Origin of the sequence: Microcystis sp. M169S2 (assembly GCF_020245865.1) — a bacterium.
GTDB classification, from domain to species: domain Bacteria; phylum Cyanobacteriota; class Cyanobacteriia; order Cyanobacteriales; family Microcystaceae; genus Microcystis; species Microcystis ichthyoblabe_A.
Window position 1 is genome coordinate 27,199 of the sequence record NZ_JADBUB010000197.1, and the last position, 17,607, is coordinate 44,805.

The following is a 17,607-nucleotide window of genomic DNA, read 5'->3' on the forward strand; positions in this document are numbered from 1 at the left end:
TCTACTGTCCGAATTCTACTCTAGCCTGTTCTACCATTTCCACGGTAACTCGATCGGAACCGGCATGACGAGCTAATTCTTCTATCCTTTGACGCGCTTGGGAACGAACAAAATAGGGAATATTTTTTAGTTTTGCTTTTGCTTCTGCGGTCCATTGTAGTTGATCGGAAAAATCTAGAGCATCCATAGATTTAACAATAGTAGTCCGTCTATTATACCAAAAAAGATGAGCTATTTTGAGATAACGATTTTCTTAACAGCGAGTCTTTTTCACCTTTCTCTTAATTTTAGGTTTCTGCTAGGTTGAAATTGACTCTTTGATATAAATCTTGAAAAGAAATCTGCCAATCCACCGACAGCAATTGTAAAACCGCATTTTCCCCCGTGACGAAATCAATTAACCATTGATCGTCCTTTTGTTTAGAGTAACGTTCCACACTATAACTAGATTGTTCGATCAGAATATATTCTTGAAAAGTTGGCAGAGAACGATAGAATTTAAACTTATCCCCTCGATCATAAGCTTGGGTAGAATTGGAGAGAACTTCGACAATAATTAAAGGATTGATCACGTTAGATTGACTATTCCCTTGATAGAGAGGTTGACCTTTAATCACCATCACATCGGGATAGGTGTAAATACTATAATCTGACAGCCATAAACGCACCGTTTCCATGTAGGTATAATAATCTTGATTATTGATATTTAAGGGAAAATTACGGCAAAAATTTAGACAAATCTGATTATGATTAGTGGTGGCTCCTACCATTGGGATAATTTCTCCTTGACGATATTCATTTTTATCCTCGGACGTTTCCTCCAGAGCGAGATATTCTTCGGGAGTATAATATTTGGTTTCAGTAGCGCTTAACATTTTTGACTCTCCTTCCTATTCTATTTTCTAGGATACAGCATTTCTCTAAAAAGAGACAAAGTTATCCTTGAGCAAGGCTATCAATTGAGTTACTCGCATCATATTTTTACCTTAATCTCTGGCAAAAAATGCGGAGAAATCCATAATTAAAAATCTAAGTATCAAAATTGCTCACTTCAAGAGTTAAGATAAACTAGATAAATAGTTTTATGTTTAGTTTCTCCTATGTTTAACTGGTTCCGTCGTCAGAAAGTCCAACCCGAACAAGAACAAGCACCCCCCGCACCCGTAGAGGAAACCCCCAGCGAGGCAACCCCGACGACTAGCGAGACAACCAGTCAGGAAGAGTATTTAGATTGGGCCAAAAAAGCCTTTAAAAATATTCAAGAGAAAAAAGCCACGGCCGAGGCCGTCGTCAGCGAAACCCCTGAAACATCCATTGCTGAAACGGAACCTCTGCAAGAGGAAGAACCGGTTAAAGAAGAAGAAACCGAGGATAATACCCCCGCATGGCTGAAAAAATCCGATCGCCTCGAAATTCTCAAAGAAACCGCCATCGAAACCCCCACAGAACCGGATGAGGACTTTATCTGGTCAGCCAAAGTTTTAGCCAATCAGGGACGACAAGCAGAGGACGTTTCGGAAGAAGAAATCACCTGGTTAAAAAAATTGCGTCAGGGTTTAGGCAAAACGCGCCGCAGCTTGGTCAATCAGCTTAAGGCCGTGGTCGGTCAGGGTCCCCTCAATCAAGATGCGGTGGAGGAAATCGAAGCTTTATTGCTTCAGGCCGATGTGGGGGTAGATGCCACCGATTATATTATCACTACCCTCCAAAATAAGCTAAAACAGGAAGCTTTGCCCCCCGAAAAAGCGATCGAATATCTCAAAGAAATTATCCGCGAGATTTTAGATGCACCTTTAGCCAATTATAGCAACCCCGGTTTTGAGCCAGAAAAAGGCAAATTAAATATCTGGATGCTCACAGGAGTTAACGGAGTGGGTAAAACTACGACTATCGGCAAATTAGCCCATTTATCTAAACAATCTGGCTATAGCTGTATGATCGCCGCTGCCGACACCTTTCGCGCTGCTGCCGTGGAACAGGTGAAAGTTTGGGGAGAGCGATCGCAAGTCGAAGTAATTGCCAACCCGGGCAAAAATACCGACCCGGCCGCCGTGGTGTACGATGGCATCGAAGCCGCTAAATCCAGGGAGGTAGAATTACTCTTAGTGGATACGGCGGGAAGATTGCAGAATAAAAAGAACTTAATGGCAGAATTAAGCAAAATTCGCCGCATTATCGACAAAAAAGCTGAGAGTGCCGTGGTGGAATCGCTTCTAGTTCTCGATGCCACTTTAGGACAAAACGGGCTGCGACAGGCCGAGGTTTTCTCGGAAGCTGCCCAATTAAGCGGCGTGATCCTGACTAAAATCGATGGTACAGCTAAAGGGGGTGTTGCCCTTGCCGTAGCGCGTCAGCTTAACCTACCGATTCGCTTTGTTGGCGCTGGGGAAGGAATCGAGGATCTGCGGCCTTTTTCCAGTTACGAATTCGTGGAAGCTTTACTGAGTGGCGATTGATCTCGCCCTAGCCAAGCTAAGACGCATTTAAACCGCTTATTCTTAGATTAGCCGAACCTCAATCGCTTTACTGTTGCCTTTTGCCTCTTGCCTCTTGCCTCGTCTCAACAAGCAATTTAAATTACGAACAGCTTATCTTTCATAATCTTTTCATGATTGCTTCATATTTGTCTCATTTTTAGCTATGCTAGAACTGGAGACTCGGGGTAACAACTATGCAAAGGACAATTACAGTTAGTCATCTAGGAGTATATTATCGCGGCGTGGAAGCCCTACGGGATATCACCCTGAAAATTTATCCCGGACGATTAACCGGTATTATCGGTCCCAACGGTGCGGGCAAAAGTACCCTGATCAAAGCCATGCTAGGATTAATTCCTGTACGACAGGGAAGCGTTAACTATCAAGGGCAATCTCTACAGCAACAACTGGATAAAGTCGCTTATGTTCCCCAAAGATCTCAAATCGACTGGACCTATCCCGTCACCGCTTGGGATGTGGTAATGATGGGGAGAGTCAGGAAAACGGGTTGGTTTCGTCCTTTTTCCCATATTAGTCGTCAACAGGCTTTAAATGCCCTAGAACGGGTGGAAATGGCTGATTTACGCCATCGTCCCCTCGGTCAGCTGTCGGGGGGACAACAGCAAAGAGTCTTTTTAGCCAGATCTTTGGCCCAAGAAGCGGAGATTTTCTGTTTTGATGAGCCTTTCGTTGGGGTAGATCAAAAAACCGAGGGGATTCTTTTTAATATCTTTGGTGAGTTAGCCCAAGAAAATAAAATTGTCATGGTGGTTAACCATGATTTAGGCGAATCTATCACCCATTTTGCTGATTTAATCCTCTTAAATAAAGAATTGATCCTCGCCGATCAACGATCTAAGGTCTTAACCGATTTTAATCTCCGGCGTGCCTATGGGGGTAAAGTCTCCTTCTACGATGCCATGACACCACCAGATCATCGCCGATCGAGTCTCGATTATCTCGATCGCTTCTCGAAAAACAATGCGATAAACTAGAAGCGAAGATATTTTGGCTGACTGCCGATAGGGACACCAATGAAAACTATTTCCCCGCAAGAAGTAACAGGAACGATCGAACTGGCTCCTAACTATCGAATTCCCCTGTTTTTGGTAATTTTATCGCTGCCATTGCTCTTTTTACAGGTCTGGCTCGGCATAATTTTCTCCCTGTTAGGGCTATTCTTGATGTTCCAGACTACCCGCATTCGTCTCCAGTTTACCCCCACCTCCTTAGATGTCTATCTGTCCGGGCAACAAATTCGCTCCTTTCCCTACCAAGAATGGCAAAACTGGCGGATTTTCTGGAACCAAGTCCCGATCCTATTTTATTTCAAAGAAATTAACAGCATTCATTTTTTGCCCATTATCTTTGACAGCGCAACCCTGAGACTGTGCCTCGAAAAATACTATCCTTTAGCAGCATCGCCAGCGATCGACTCAGAAGCGAACTAAGATTGAGATAAAATAAAATCTAGCTAATAGCGTCTTAAGTGGGTAGGTGTTAAAAATTGTCAGATCCCCCCGCCTATCGGCACCCCCCTTATTAAGGGGGGCAGGGGGGATCAAAGGCAATATCTATCGTCTATTAATTAGAACCACTTACTTAATTACCTGCCTTAGCCCTCTGTTCGCTCTGCATTTCTAAAGCCGATGACTTCAGAAGATTTTAATGTTTTACCCCTTGACAAAATGACAGACTTACCCAATGAATCTGTCGAAGAATTTAGTTTTGATGATCTCTGGAACGATCGCCCGGTAGAGAATCCCCTGCCATCGGAAACCGCCCCCGAAGGCGAATTAGTTCCCACAGCCCAAGTGCAACCCCTACGAGCAGAAATCGAGGCTCTAGAACGGCAAAAACAGAGCCTAGCGGCAGAAATCTCGGCGTTAAAAGCGGAAAGAGAACGCTTGATCGCCGAGGAACTAGGAGATATCAAAGCTCAAATCGAAAGAATGCTCAAGGAAGGGGTAAAAGACCTAGAACAACGCAAACAGGCTTTAGAAGTGGCGATCGAACAGTTAGAACGCCGTCGTGAGCGGATTCGGCAGGAAATGCGGAGTAATTTCGCCGGAGTCTCCCAGGACATAGCCGTGCGGGTTCAGGGATTTAAAGACTATCTGGTGGGCAGTTTACAGGATTTGGCCGCGGCTGCCGAACAATTGGAATTACCCCGTTTTGAAACCCCCGAAAAATCCCCCCGACCTGTGGAACCTCCCCTGCGAACTGAACGAGAGGAAAACCCCCGTCCATCCCGTGGCAGTCAAGGCCGGGATGATCGCGAAGAAAGTCCCCGTCCCCCCCGTACCAGTAACCAGGGCCGGGATAATTGGCAAGAACCCCGTCGCTCTAACCGTTCGGGTTATGAATCGGAACCGGTGGGACAATCCACCCCTAGACAGGGCTTTTCTGAGCAAAATCAGCGCATCCAAACTCTTTTAGACCGTTATCGCAGTCGTCCTGATTATTACGGTCCGCCTTGGCAACTACGGCGCACTTTTGAACCAATTCACGCCGAACGGGTGCAACAGTGGTTCTTTAAACAGGGGGGCCGGGGTACGATTCGCGGTATGGGCAGCCGTCTCCAGAATATTCTGGTCGCTTCGGCAATTATCTCGATTATGGCAGAATTACAGGGCGATCGCTTCCGTTCTCTCGTTCTGGCTAATAGTCCCGAACGTTTAGGCGAATGGCGGCGCGGTCTCCAAGATTGTCTCGGCATTTCCCGCGCCGATTTTGGACCTGACCGCGGCATCGTTCTCTTTGAGTCTCCCGAAGCTTTAATTCAAAAAGCGGAACGTTTAATCGACGATAAGTATTCACCGCTCATTATCATCGATGATACCGAAGAACGGCTGAATTTCGCTCTTTTACAATTCCCCTACTGGTTAGCTTTTGCCCCTGAACCCCAACAAAGTTCTAGTTATTGGTATTAACTAATTAGGGTGTGCTGAATAAATCTAAAAACCTTGTTGGATAAGAATTTTAGACTTTTTTCCCATCAAAAAGTGCCAGACCTTGGGGTGATCGGGGGGGAAAATTGACCCCCTGAAAATCGGTAAAACCCCACACCCCACACCCCACACCCCACACCCTACCCCCACGAAAAACTTTTTCAGCAGACCCTAATTAGTCCTTGAGTAGTGCGATACATTGGGCTAAAGAAGCGTTAGTTTTCAGCGCTTGCGGGTTAATATGGGTGGCAGCGGCTCGATAACCTTGTTGCACGAGAGCTGCAATTAAATCTTCCCTTTTAGGTAGATCTAATTTGCCCCTTCTACCAATTTCTCGAAAGCTATAAAAATAGGGAGGAAAATCGTTTTCTTCCCTCATTATTTCTAACAATTTGACTACCTTTTTCCACTGCCATTGTTCGGCTAAATCTGCCATTTTTTCTAGATAAAAGCGATCGTGTAAACTGCCTAACCACAAGGGTCCAGTTAAGGTTAAAGGTTGCCCGTCCCCAGAACAAACTATCTTGCCTAGCTTCGGCCAAGGCACTGATTGATATTCCCCGCAGCTATGACAATAACCGAGAAAACCGTAGTTATGACTATTTAATTGTCTATTAGCTGTTAACCGCACCATCACCCGATAACTTTGACCAAAAAAGAAGGAAAAGACCGGCGTAATTCCTAAACCTAATCGGGCCGATTCTAATTGCAAACCGGCGATAATTAATCTTAATCCCTGTTCGTGGGCAGCCGGATGATTGCGAGCAGATGCTCCATAATCAGCTAAACTATTTTCTAGATTATGACCCGTTAGCGTCCGTCCATCGGTATTAGTTAGATAAATTAAACCACCGATTTTAGTGGCTAAAGGAATAGCACTAAACAGAGATGCAGGAGAACCAAAAGCATCAATATCAACTAGATCATAATAGTCTTTTTCAAGATAACATTCTAGGAGAACTTCTTGAGCAGATTTATAGGTTATTTTGCCTTGTTTCTGTTGTAATAAACTCTCTAAGTTAGCGTCTAAAGTTGGCTTAATTTCTGGATTCCCATCATTAACCCACAGCCAATCCGCACCACTTTCTAACCAATACCTGAGCGCTCGCACACCAGAGCCGCTCATTACCTCTAAAACGCGCAAACTGCCCCGCTCTTTTTTGACAATTGCCGCCGCTAAAACTCCTAAATCTCGGACGATTTTACTCTCCGGTCGATAAAAAGTATTGTTGATATTAAATATCGCTTTTTCTTCCTGCATCGCTCATCTCATAATTAGCACTCGATCGCTTCTTTCTTTTCACGATTAATAGCAAATCCGCCAGCAAAATATTCAGAAACTAATTCTAAAAATATTTGAAAACATTGACTGTTTAAATGAGTGAATTCGTAAAAGAAATGCTCTCCTATCTTCGGTTCTAACACCCCATAGATATACGTTGCTTGAAATTGACCCTGCACTTTCCCGTAAGGTTTTACTCCTTTTGCTGTTATTTTTCTCCCACTGATTATTTTCAGTGCCAGACGAGTTTCATCTTCACATAAAAAGAGAATTTTCCCTATATTACTCATCATTGTTATCGCTACCCAACTCAGCATCGCCAAATTTTCTAACAGTTTTTTCTTAAAATATTCTAACCTTTCTTCTGATTGTTCTAGGCTTTTTGGTCTAGCTATTTTTGGAGACGCTTTTAGCCGATAATATACTAATTTGTGTACAGTTTTGTACTTGGCTTCTATCCCTAATTTTTCCTCTAACCATTCACAAATATCGACCCGACTATCAAATTTTTCTTTTCTTTTAATCTTTTTTCTAGGGCTTTTTCTGCCCACTGAGTAACTTTTTTGGGTCTTCCTGTACTGACTTTTTTAGACAATAATTTTTCCAGTCCTCCTTGACGATATTTTTCTAACCAATCTTGTACAGTGACTCTATTTCTTCCTAGCATTTCCGCCGCTTCTGTCACCGTTTTTGCCTTTTTTGTCTTTAATAAGTACAATACTTGTATTCTTTCTTTTCCTGAACCAGTTTTTTCTTGTCTAAGCAGTTCCTTGAGTTCTGCTTCACTTTCAGATATTTCTATCTTATAAACTCCTGCCATATTTTTCCTTTAACTCTACTAATATGATATTCTCCCCTATCTGTAGTCAGATTTTGGAGAATTTGTATAACTACTTCTTGCATGAGTGCATGAGTTCCTATCCTCAACCAGAAATTGATTTTGTCCGATTTTACTGTCCGGGGTCTGTAGGGTTGATTCATGAATCAACCCTACCCCACCAGAAATTGATTTTGTCCGATTTTACTGTGCGGGGGGAATAACTTCTAACGGAATACTTTCAGTTTCTCCATCTTTAGATGGATTGACATCGGGACTTTTTTCTGAATCTGGAGTTTTTTCCACCGCTTTGGTTTCCGGGGTGGGGGGATTTTCGGGGGGTACTTCTGGACTGGGGTTCTTTTCCGGGAGGGGAGTGAATTCCACTGGGGTTTCGCTTTCAGGAGACGGGGAAACTTCGGGGGAAGCTTCGATATTACGGGTGGTTTCCGGGGGAGTTTCTTCTATCCGGGGAGATTCTGGGGTAGTTGCGGGGGTAGTTGCGGGGGTAGTTGCGGGGGTGTCTTCGCTGGTTTTTTGTTCTTCCCGGGGACAGGCTGCCGATTCTAAACCGAGATGACATCGGACTTCCTCCCGTCCCAAAGATACGGCAATTCCCGACACCGACATTAAAAAAGCTAGGATGGGTAAGATATTGTTCATAAAATTAGACTTGATTCTACTCCTCGACATCACATTATCTATTTTAGATAGGATCGAACTGATATTGAGAACCCTTTGGCCCCTCATTGCCGCGATTAGCACGCACCAGGGGAACTTGATTAAAAATCTTAAAATCCGTGGTGTTTCCCTGCAAGGTGATTCCTCGATTTAAAGTTTCGACTACAGTAGCACGGTCAGAACTTTTAGCGATCGCTTCTCCTAATACTTTCATACTATCGTAGGCGGTAGCAGTACGCCAACTGACGCGACCGCGCCAACTTTTCAGCGCATCTTTGGCAAAAGGATCCGTTGCTTGGAAACTCCAAGGTACTGCTAGAACTAATCCGTCGATGCTATCCGCTCCTTGAATAAGTATATCGGGTGTATAAAGTTCATTTCCGCCTAATAAGAGCATTCCAGACGATTCTTGGGCAATAGCCACGGCTTGATCTATGCGATCGCCGTCTTTACTCAGGGCCAAAAATACCACCCTAGCACCGGCTTGTCTTGCCTGATCTATGGCGGTTTTAGCGTTAAAATTGGCTTTGGTGGTGTCTATTTCCTTAACTATCTTGCCTCCCGGTTCTTTGATCGCTTTAGCAAAGGAATCCTTTAATTTTTGACTATAGGGACTATCGGAATTATAAAAAAGAACCACTGAGGGAGAATTCTCTTGCTGACTAGCATAATTAGCCAAAGTTTTGGCCACTGCTTCCAGATAACTGCCTAAAACTTCCTGAGATTTATCTTTAAGGGGAATAGTTTTCAGGGTTGCATTTCCCGTTTGACTGACACTGGTAGTCAGGGGAGAAAGAATCGCTAATCCTTCTTTTTCGTAACTTTCAATCGCTTTTTGACTAAAAGGGTCGATTCCGTGGCCCATAACTGCCAAAACTTGACCGGATTGAATCAGATCATCAGCGATCGCTTTTGATTGTAACCCACCGCCATCATTAGCGATGACTATTTCCAAAGGATTACCCGGATTAGAATTATTAAACTCCTCTTGATACTTTGCCACACCTCGGAGAATTTCCTTGGCGCTGTTGGGGTCGTTAGCGATGGGGACAACGACGGCTATAGTATTTTGATTACCTTTTTGTCTAGCTTTGGCGTTATTGTAATAGATTTTGCCCTCCGGATCGTTTGCTTGGGGAGTGGCTGCTAGTTGATAAGCTGCAATCGCATTTATCCAATCTTCTTTTTTAAAGGCCGCTGCGCCTTTTTCTTTGTTAGGAGTGGAATTAAGCAGTATTTTCTCACCTTGGCTAAATAAATCGGGATTTTTAGCCGTATCACTCACAAAAGTTGCCTCGGTTTGCTTGTCTGGGGTTTCTTCCCCGACAACTTGGGGAGTATCGGGTTTGGGAATCAGCATTTGCAATAGACTCCAACCCCCTAAACCTGCGGTTAAAGCGGTAATTATCAAAGCGAAGGGAAGTAACCAGTTAGATTTTTGACCGACTCTAGTTGTACCCCCCGGGGAGACGACAACTGTGGTTTTAACCGTCGTTGTGACGGGATCCATCGCTTCCCTAGGCAGGCCACAGATAGGACAATCAGGAGTAGTATTTTCGCAGGGTTCATGACCTCCCGCAATCGCTTGCGGATAAGTTTTACCATCTTTAGGGATACCGTCACATTGCCAAGTAGTCATAATCAGTTATCAGTTATCAGTTATCAGTTATCAGTGGGTAAGTTATCAGTTATCAGTTATCAGTGGGTAAGTTATCAGTGGGTAAGTTAACAGTTATCAGATGTGAGTTTTTAAGTGAGCAGTATTAAATAGAAGTTTCTTGCCATCTTTTCGCTGTTTACTGATCACTGATTACTGATTACTGTTTACTGTTTACTGGTCACTGTTTGAGGACGTTGTCGTAAGCTTTGGAAATAGAGGCCACCGATAAGCATTAAAAAGAGGATATAGGCAACAATTTGACTGATATAGAGGTTTTGACGATAACCAAACAGGGATTTAAGGAGGAGTCCGGGGAAAGTGCGATCGCTCAAAATTTGGGAACCGTCCCAAACTTGAAAACCGAGAAGACAGGAGGAGGGGAGAGAAGGACAGAAATTGCGATAAAAAGGGTCAATTTCACTTAAAAGACTGATTCCTGCGTCGATATGTTTCAAAACACCGATGAGTAATCCCGCAACGATTAAGAGGAGGAAAGTCCCCATAATTTGGAAAAAAAGACGGATATTAATTTTTACTCCCCCTGCAAATAGGAGAATTCCCAACAAAGTCGCCACACTTAACCCCGCTATCGCACCGAACGTTTGTATCTGCCAATCTTTTTGGAATTGGGCCAGGATAAAGAGGACAGTTTCAAATCCCTCTCGCAAGACAGCGATAAAAACGAGCAGAAAAATCGCTTTTCCTGCCCCATTTTCCGATTTTAAACCCGCTTTTACCGCACTTTCTACCTCAGATTTCAAAGATTTGGCCTGTTGAGTCATCCAAATTAACATCCAACTCAACATCAAGACGGCAATCAGTCCAAAAGTGGCGGCCAGCAATTCCTTAATCATTGGTACAAATGGACTAGGAGAGGCATCCACTTGCAAAAGGATTCCCCCTAGCAAAATACCGACCAAAACACTAGCCACTACTCCCGCACCAATACCACGATACACCCATGAGTTAAGTTGCGATCGACCCGATTTTTGTAAACAAGCGAGGACAATTCCCACCACTAAAGCGGCCTCGAAACCTTCCCGGAGAGTGATAATAAAAGTCGGTAAAGCGGAACTAAGATTCATAAGCTAGTCGATAAACTCTAGCTTTGATCCTAGCTCAAGCAAAATCCCGCAGCATCTTGCGAATTTCCAGATTGTGTAATTCTTCTTGTCCGATCATACCGCGAGCGAATTCTTCCAGGTAAATACTGGCATCTTCGACGGTTTCTAGGAGTGCTTTGTACAAATCAAGGGATTTTTTCTCATGATTGAGGCTCTCACTCAAGATTGCTTTGATATTGTGTTCATAGCTTTCCTCGATGGGGGCAATTTTTAAGCTGGGATGACCTTCTAAACCGGTGAGAATTTCCCCAACTTGTTGCGCGTGGGTGAGGGATTCCGTGGCCTGGGTCTGGAAAAATTGGACGATGGGGATGCGATGGGGACCTGTCACCATCAGGGAATAGTGGGTATAACGGACAACTCCCGCTAGTTCAAATTCCATGATTTCGTTTAGTTGTTCGATGGTTTTGTCTCTGTCTAGTTCTCGCATAAGATTCTCAATAATTTTTCTCTAATTGCAATTGTAGCTAATCCAAACTGGCTGAATAAATCTAAAAACCTTGTTGGCTAATATCTTTAGGCTTTTTTGTCGTCAAAAAGTGCCAGCCATTTGAGCAATCCGGGGGAAAATTTAGGCACTTTTTCCCTGAAAATGCCTAAAATCCCACACACCCCAGGACAAACCCTTTCAGCAAACCCTAGGTGCTGCAAAAAGACTTTAGCCGGGGGAATAGCAACTCAAGAGGTCATTAAAGGTTTCATTTTGCCTTAAACCATCGAAAACAAAGTTATTACGCACTAATTCGCCACATATATCCGGTTCTATGTCCATGGCTTCGCGTAAACAGTCGATCGCTTTTTCTTGTTGACCGAGGGCGGCATAACAGCAGGCGGCATTATACCACGCATAGCGATCATCTCGATCGATTTTTAACGATTCTTCATAACAGGCGATCGCTTCTGGTAAACGCTGTAATTCCTGTAGGATCACACCCTGTTGATACCAGGACCAGTAATCTTGCGGTCGGATATCGAGGGCGGTACGATAATTAAATAAAGCCTCTTGGGGATTGCCCCAATCCCGGAAAGCGTCGCCGCGACGATACCAGGCCCAATAATCCCGGGGTCGCGCCCCTAGGGCCAAATCATAAAAAGTGATAGCGCGTTCGTAATTTTTCAGCAATCGATAGGCCTCCCCTTGCCGGTAGGCTGCCCAATAGTCCCCCGGACTATGACTTAGGGCCCGTTGAAAACAAGCGATCGCTTTTTCGTACTCCTTTAATTCCTGTAGATAAACACAACCTTGATCATACCAAGCCCAATAGTTATCATCCTTCACCTGTGCGGCGTTAGCGTAACTTTGAGCCGCTTCTTCATACATTCCCAAGTCTTCTAGTATCATACCCCTTTTGTACCATGCCCAATAATCATCTGGATAATATTCTAAGGCTTTTTCGTAGCTGATTAAGGCTCCAAAATAGTCCATTCTTTCTCTTAAAATATTGCCTTGGTCATACCAGTCCCGATAGGTATCTGGACGGCATTCGAGCGCTCGATAGACAGTGAGTAGATAGGTCATAGTTATTAATCTTTAACGGAGTCAGGAGTCAGGAGTCAGGAGTCAGGAGTCAGGAGAATTAAGAATGAGCATTAATTAGGGCTGGCTGAATAAATGTGAAATGTAGGCAAGGTAAGGGTTTTGTGGCTTTACGAGCGAAACAGGTGCCAGATTTTGAGAGAATCATGCTTCAAAACCTTGTGTCTTCATCGGCCCGCGTCCTGTAGGGGCGAAGCATTCGGGCAATAACCTATCGGTGAAACCGTAGATTTTCTATCCGAATGCTTCGCCCCTACTTTTTGCCGCAAACCCTAATTAGAGCCGTCAGTCTTATCAGTTATCAGTTACCAGTTATCACTGGGGGTGTTCAGTGAGCAGTGGCGGAAACGGCGATCGCAATTGATCGCCATTCCCCGTTATACTTTTAGAACAGATTCAGATCTGTTAAAGCGCCGAGACTGCTAGAGGAGACTAACTTGGCGAATTTGCCGAGAATTCCCGTTTTATAGCGTGGGGGACGCGGTTGCCAATGGTTACGACGACGGGTTAATTCTTCCTCCGATACATTTAACTGCAAGAGACGCTGACGAGCATCAATAGTGATTTGATCCCCTTCCTCTACTAGGGCAATTGTACCACCCACCGCCGCTTCTGGAGCGACGTGACCGACCACCATGCCATAGGTTCCCCCGGAAAAACGACCATCGGTAATTAATCCCACGGAATCCCCTAAACCGGCGCCAATAATTGCCGAAGTGGGAGCTAACATTTCCCGCATACCCGGTCCGCCTACTGGTCCTTCGTAACGGACAACCACCACATCCCCGGCTTGAATTTTTCCGGCTAAAATTGCCTCTAAACAGGTTTCTTCCGACTCAAACACCCGCGCAGGTCCGGTGATGACCGGAGTTTTCACGCCGCTGATTTTGGCCACGGCCCCCTCCGTGGCCAGATTTCCTTTTAAAATGGCTAAATGACCCTCTTTATAGACAGGATTGCTAAAAGGACGGATAACATCTTGGCCTGAGGGCGGTTGGTCGGGAATATCGGCTAAAATCTCGGCGATAGTCTGACCGCTAATGGTGAGAGCATCCCCGTGCAGTAAACCATTAACCAGGAGAATTTTCATCACTTGGGGAATACCACCAGCTTTATGCAGATCCACGGTAACGTAACGCCCGGAGGGTTTAAGATCGCAGATAACTGGTACACGCTGGCGGATGGTTTCAAAATCATCGATCGATAATTCTACCCCGATGGTGCGGGAAATGGCTAAAAGGTGCAGCACAGCGTTAGTGGAACCTCCCACCGCCATAATTACCGAAATGGCGTTTTCAAAGGCTTTACGGGTCAAAATTTGGCTAGGTAGAATCTGTTTTCTAACCGCCTCGACCAAAACCTTGGCCGATTCTTCGGTACTATCGGCTTTTTCCGCATCTTCGGCGGCCATGGTTGAGGAATAGGGTAAACTCATCCCCATGGCTTCAAAAATGGAAGACATGGTATTAGCGGTAAACATTCCACCACAGGAACCGGCCCCGGGGCAAGCGTTGCGTTCGATTCCGATGAGGTCTTCTTCACTGATTTTACCGGCGCTGTACTGTCCTACGGCTTCAAAGGAACTGACCACGGTTAAATCGCAATCTTTGTAGCGCCCCGGTTTAATCGTGCCACCATAGACGAAAATAGCGGGAATATTCATCCGGGCCATGGCAATCATTGCCCCCGGCATATTTTTGTCACAACCCCCGATAGCGAGGACTCCATCGAGACTTTGACCATTACAGACGGTTTCAATGGAATCGGCGATTACTTCCCTAGAAACGAGAGAATATTTCATTCCTTCTGTTCCCATGGAAATCCCGTCACTAATGGTGATAGTCCCGAAAAGTTGCGGCATTCCCCCCGCTAATCTGGTTCCTGCTTCGGCACGCATTGCTAAATCATTAATTCCCATGTTACAGGGGGTAATGGTGCTAAATCCGTTAGCGATGCCGATGATTGGTTTGCTAAAGTCCTCATCCCCAAAACCTACCGCTCTTAACATGGCCCGATTAGGACTGCGTTGGGTACCTTGGGTAACAATGCGACTTCTGTAGTTATCTGCCATAACTTTATCTTTCTCCAATGGCGGCTTATGTGTGCGATCGCGGCTCAAGTTCTCCAATCGCACCTTTATTTCTATTTTCTGACTTTTGGCCGCTCTGAGCAGGTTTTAGGACAGCCCATCTCTAAAGAAAATATAAAACTGCATTTGAAAAAAGCTGGAAATCCTGTAACAGTTATCCCGATGATTGCCTACTCCCTTTAATGATGCTTAGAAAACCACAAAATTGCTGGCAGTTAAAGCTAAAGTTGGAGAAAGTGTCGCAATTTGGCTGGCTGCTGTTGTTCCTGTACCATCAATGTCGTACCACAATTGACCATTACTGGCATTATAAATAAAACGATGAGCGGAGGTCGTCGCTGATGTTCCGGTAGTCAACTGGGTGTTTAGTAACGTACCAACCGTTAAACCGCCACTAAATCCACTCCGAGATACCAAAACCGTGTCATCTAGCACATTAAAGTCGGTAATCGTGTCAATGCCTTCCGTGCGGGAGTTATAGCGGAAGAAATCACGGCCACTTCCTCCCGTCAAGCTGTCATTTCCTGTCCCTCCTATGAGGGTATCATCGCCATTTCCGCCGAGTAGGGTATCATTTCCATTTCCCCCATTAAGGCTATCATTACTATCCAACCCAGAGAGAAGATTGGCACCTGAATTTCCCGTTATCACATTATTACCATTGTTCCCCATACCATTAATCGCTGTACTACCTGTTAAGGTGAGATTTTCAAGGTTATCGGCCAAGGTATAACTAATGGAGGCGGAAACCGTATCTGTTCCTGCACTATCAATAATCACATCGTTGAGGTTATCAATGGTATAAGTGTCATTACCTGCTCCTCCGTCTAGGGTATCTACCCCTGCTTTGCCGTCTAATGTATCGTTCCCCCCATCGCCTAGGAGGTAATTATTGCCGTTATTGCCGATTATGGTATTATTCGCACTGTTGCCCGTGCCATTAATCGCTGTACTACCTGTTAAGGTGAGATTTTCAAGGTTATCGGCCAAGGTATAACTAATGGGGGCGGAAACCGTATCTGTTCCTGCGCTATCAATAATCACATCATTGAGGTTATCAATAGTATAAGTGTCATTACCTGCTCCTCCGTCTAGGGTATCTACCCCTGCTTTGCCGTCTAATGTATCGTTCCCCCCATCGCCTAGTAGGTAATTATTGCCGTTATTGCCGATAATTGTGTTATTAAGGGTGTTTCCTGTGCCATTTAAGTTACCATTCCCAGTTAAGGTTAGATTTTCTAATCCCGCTGCTAGGGTATAACTAATGGAGGCGGAAACCGTATCTGTTCCTGCACTATCAATAATCACATCGTTGATATTATCAATAGTATAAGTGTCATTACCTGCTCCTCCGTCTAGGGTATCTACCCCTGCTTTGCCGTCTAATGTATCGTTCCCCCCATCGCCTAGGAGGTAGTTATTACCGTTATTGCCGATAATTGTATTATTAAGGGTGTTTCCTGTACCGTTAATGGCTGAATTGCCTGTTAGGGTCAGATTTTCCACTAGGTTAGGTAAAGTATAAGAGACACTCGCATAAACTAAGTCCGTTCCGCCTGTGCTACCTGTAACGGTTTCTAGAACAAGATCTCCACTATTATCCACATAATAGACATCATTGCCATTGCCTCCTTCGAGAGAATCCGAACCCAGTCCTCCATTTAGGGTGTCGTTTCCGGCTAATCCTTGTAGGGTGTCGTTTCCGTCTCCACCGACAAGATTATTATTGCCAGATGTGCCTGTAATGAGTATACCTTCCGTCACTTGGTTGACGGTAATGGTAAAGGTATCCTCAATAAATAAACCTTTCGATGTTCCTCTGATGGTAATTTGAGCCGTTCCAAACTGATTTTGGAGATAATCTAGGATTAATTGGTTATTAACGATAGTTGCTGTCACCAAGCTAGTATTTGTGTTGGATAACACACTCTTGGTAATTACATCTCCATCGGGGTCACTAAAGACGTTGCTTAAATCAATGACGGTATTGGCTGCATCTTCGTTAACATTGACATCTGTAATCGGATTGAGGACGGTTGGTGCGTCATCTACTGGGTTAACTGTTACTAGGAAAGTATCTTCAACAGTTTTACCGTTGGATGTTCCCCGAATCGTAATATTTGCCGTACCAAATTTATTATCTTGGTAGTCAAGGGTTAATTGATTGTTAACGATGGTAGCGGTGACTAATCCCGTATTGTCATTGGTCAATACTGATTTAACAATCACATCTCCATCAACATCACTAAAGACATTAGTTAAATCAATGACGGTATTAGCTGAATCTTCGTTAACATTGACATCAGTAATCGGATTGATGACAGTGGGAGGAGTATTAGGAAGATTTTCAGTAAAAGCAGGTGCGCCAGGGTCGATAATTTCTCCATTAGCAGTTAAATCCTCATCTCCCCTTTGACCATCAACGAAATGGAGGATAATTTCATTTTGACCGTCACTGTTAATGTCTTGGAAAATTGCCCCTGTATTGGTCAAGGAATCGAAGGTAAAGTCATACCAATGAGGGTTAGGGTTATCAGGAGTCGGCCCATATTTCCAATAACTATTGACGGTGCTTCCTTGGGGTAAGAATAGGGTGATAGTTGTTGCGTCACCTGGAGTAACTTGAGGCAAGTTAAAGGCAAAGAATCCTAGGGAAAAATCGACATTTGGGGGGGTATTCGCGGGGTCAGGATTAGGAGTTGTTTGAACATTGACAGACGGTTGACCCAAGGGTGCGGCGAAAGTGACGTATTGGTTGTTAGGTGCTTGCAGGGAAAGAACGTTATCTTGTTGGTCATCAGGAATACCATCAAAGTTACCATCTTCAGGCGGCGCAAAATCATTATCCGTCAGGGTGATAGCTTGGGAAATTGTACTACCTAAAATCAAACCAGATGAGGGGTTAGTCAAGGTTAGGGTAGCAGTCTCTGTACCTTCCACTAAAGCATCATCCACAATGGTAAAGGTAACTGTCCCTGTGGTTTGTCCA

At 44.4% G+C, this 17,607-nt stretch carries 16 protein-coding genes; 4 read left to right on the forward strand and 12 right to left on the reverse strand.

Going from position 1 to position 17,607, the window contains the following annotated elements; translation table 11 throughout:
- Window position 1 precedes the first annotated feature (1 nt).
- Together IM485_RS18705 and IM485_RS18710 are read right to left on the reverse strand one after the other, a co-directional pair.
- The gene (locus tag IM485_RS18705) at window positions 2-187 is read right to left on the reverse strand and encodes a PCP reductase family protein (protein ID WP_002751785.1); all 186 of its coding nucleotides are present in this window, start codon (window positions 185-187) and stop codon (window positions 2-4) included.
- Between the two features lie 100 nt (window positions 188-287).
- Window positions 288-875 carry a Uma2 family endonuclease gene (locus IM485_RS18710; protein WP_104397183.1) on the reverse strand — a complete coding sequence of 196 codons (588 nt, stop codon included), beginning with the start codon at window positions 873-875 and terminating at the stop codon, window positions 288-290.
- 225 nt (window positions 876-1,100) lie between these two features.
- On the opposite strand from IM485_RS18710, the gene ftsY reads away from it, so the two are divergent.
- The 4 genes from ftsY (at window position 1,101) to IM485_RS18730 (ending at window position 5,410) form a co-directional block, all read left to right on the forward strand.
- Complete coding sequence (gene ftsY, locus IM485_RS18715) at window positions 1,101-2,456, forward strand: signal recognition particle-docking protein FtsY (protein WP_104397182.1); 1,356 nt, start codon at window positions 1,101-1,103, stop codon at window positions 2,454-2,456.
- 215 nt (window positions 2,457-2,671) lie between these two features.
- Complete coding sequence (locus tag IM485_RS18720) at window positions 2,672-3,472, forward strand: metal ABC transporter ATP-binding protein (protein WP_287744965.1); 801 nt, start codon at window positions 2,672-2,674, stop codon at window positions 3,470-3,472.
- Window positions 3,473-3,511: 39 nt separating this feature from the next.
- Window positions 3,512-3,928: a DUF3119 family protein gene (locus IM485_RS18725; protein ID WP_193961118.1), complete on the forward strand. Its 417-nt coding sequence runs from the start codon at window positions 3,512-3,514 to the stop codon at window positions 3,926-3,928.
- A 198-nt stretch (window positions 3,929-4,126) separates the two neighbouring features.
- Window positions 4,127-5,410: a DUF3086 domain-containing protein gene (locus IM485_RS18730; protein ID WP_287744968.1), complete on the forward strand. Its 1,284-nt coding sequence runs from the start codon at window positions 4,127-4,129 to the stop codon at window positions 5,408-5,410.
- Window positions 5,411-5,603: 193 nt separating this feature from the next.
- Here IM485_RS18730 and IM485_RS18735 read toward each other — a convergent pair whose 3' ends face one another.
- From IM485_RS18735 to IM485_RS18780, 10 genes are all read right to left on the reverse strand, one after another.
- Window positions 5,604-6,689 (reverse strand): class I SAM-dependent methyltransferase, encoded by a 1,086-nt coding sequence (locus tag IM485_RS18735; RefSeq protein WP_287744974.1) that lies wholly within the window; start codon window positions 6,687-6,689, stop codon window positions 5,604-5,606.
- A 14-nt stretch (window positions 6,690-6,703) separates the two neighbouring features.
- Complete coding sequence (locus IM485_RS18740; RefSeq protein ID WP_287744975.1) at window positions 6,704-7,261, reverse strand: winged helix-turn-helix domain-containing protein; 558 nt, start codon at window positions 7,259-7,261, stop codon at window positions 6,704-6,706.
- Window positions 7,183-7,530 carry a helix-turn-helix domain-containing protein gene (locus IM485_RS18745; protein ID WP_104397176.1) on the reverse strand — a complete coding sequence of 116 codons (348 nt, stop codon included), beginning with the start codon at window positions 7,528-7,530 and terminating at the stop codon, window positions 7,183-7,185. The genes IM485_RS18740 and IM485_RS18745 overlap by 79 nt, the downstream gene beginning before the upstream one ends.
- 201 nt (window positions 7,531-7,731) lie before the next feature.
- Window positions 7,732-8,190 carry a hypothetical protein gene (locus IM485_RS18750; protein WP_104397174.1) on the reverse strand — a complete coding sequence of 153 codons (459 nt, stop codon included), beginning with the start codon at window positions 8,188-8,190 and terminating at the stop codon, window positions 7,732-7,734.
- A gap of 43 nt (window positions 8,191-8,233) precedes the next feature.
- Window positions 8,234-9,847 (reverse strand): ABC transporter substrate-binding protein, encoded by a 1,614-nt coding sequence (locus IM485_RS18755; protein WP_287744977.1) that lies wholly within the window; start codon window positions 9,845-9,847, stop codon window positions 8,234-8,236.
- A 185-nt stretch (window positions 9,848-10,032) separates the two neighbouring features.
- Window positions 10,033-10,953 carry an FTR1 family iron permease gene (locus tag IM485_RS18760; protein WP_045361704.1) on the reverse strand — a complete coding sequence of 307 codons (921 nt, stop codon included), beginning with the start codon at window positions 10,951-10,953 and terminating at the stop codon, window positions 10,033-10,035.
- 34 nt (window positions 10,954-10,987) lie between these two features.
- Window positions 10,988-11,422 carry a ferritin-like domain-containing protein gene (locus IM485_RS18765; protein WP_002731529.1) on the reverse strand — a complete coding sequence of 145 codons (435 nt, stop codon included), beginning with the start codon at window positions 11,420-11,422 and terminating at the stop codon, window positions 10,988-10,990.
- Between the two features lie 228 nt (window positions 11,423-11,650).
- Entirely contained in the window at window positions 11,651-12,511 is an 861-nt protein-coding gene (locus IM485_RS18770; protein ID WP_287744978.1) for a tetratricopeptide repeat protein, read from the reverse strand.
- A 403-nt stretch (window positions 12,512-12,914) separates the two neighbouring features.
- Window positions 12,915-14,600, reverse strand: a complete 1,686-nt coding sequence (gene ilvD, locus IM485_RS18775; RefSeq protein WP_045361701.1) for a dihydroxy-acid dehydratase — start codon at window positions 14,598-14,600, stop codon at window positions 12,915-12,917.
- A gap of 207 nt (window positions 14,601-14,807) precedes the next feature.
- A partial coding sequence (locus IM485_RS18780) for a beta strand repeat-containing protein (protein ID WP_287744981.1) occupies window positions 14,808-17,607 on the reverse strand: 2,800 nt, incomplete at its 5' end.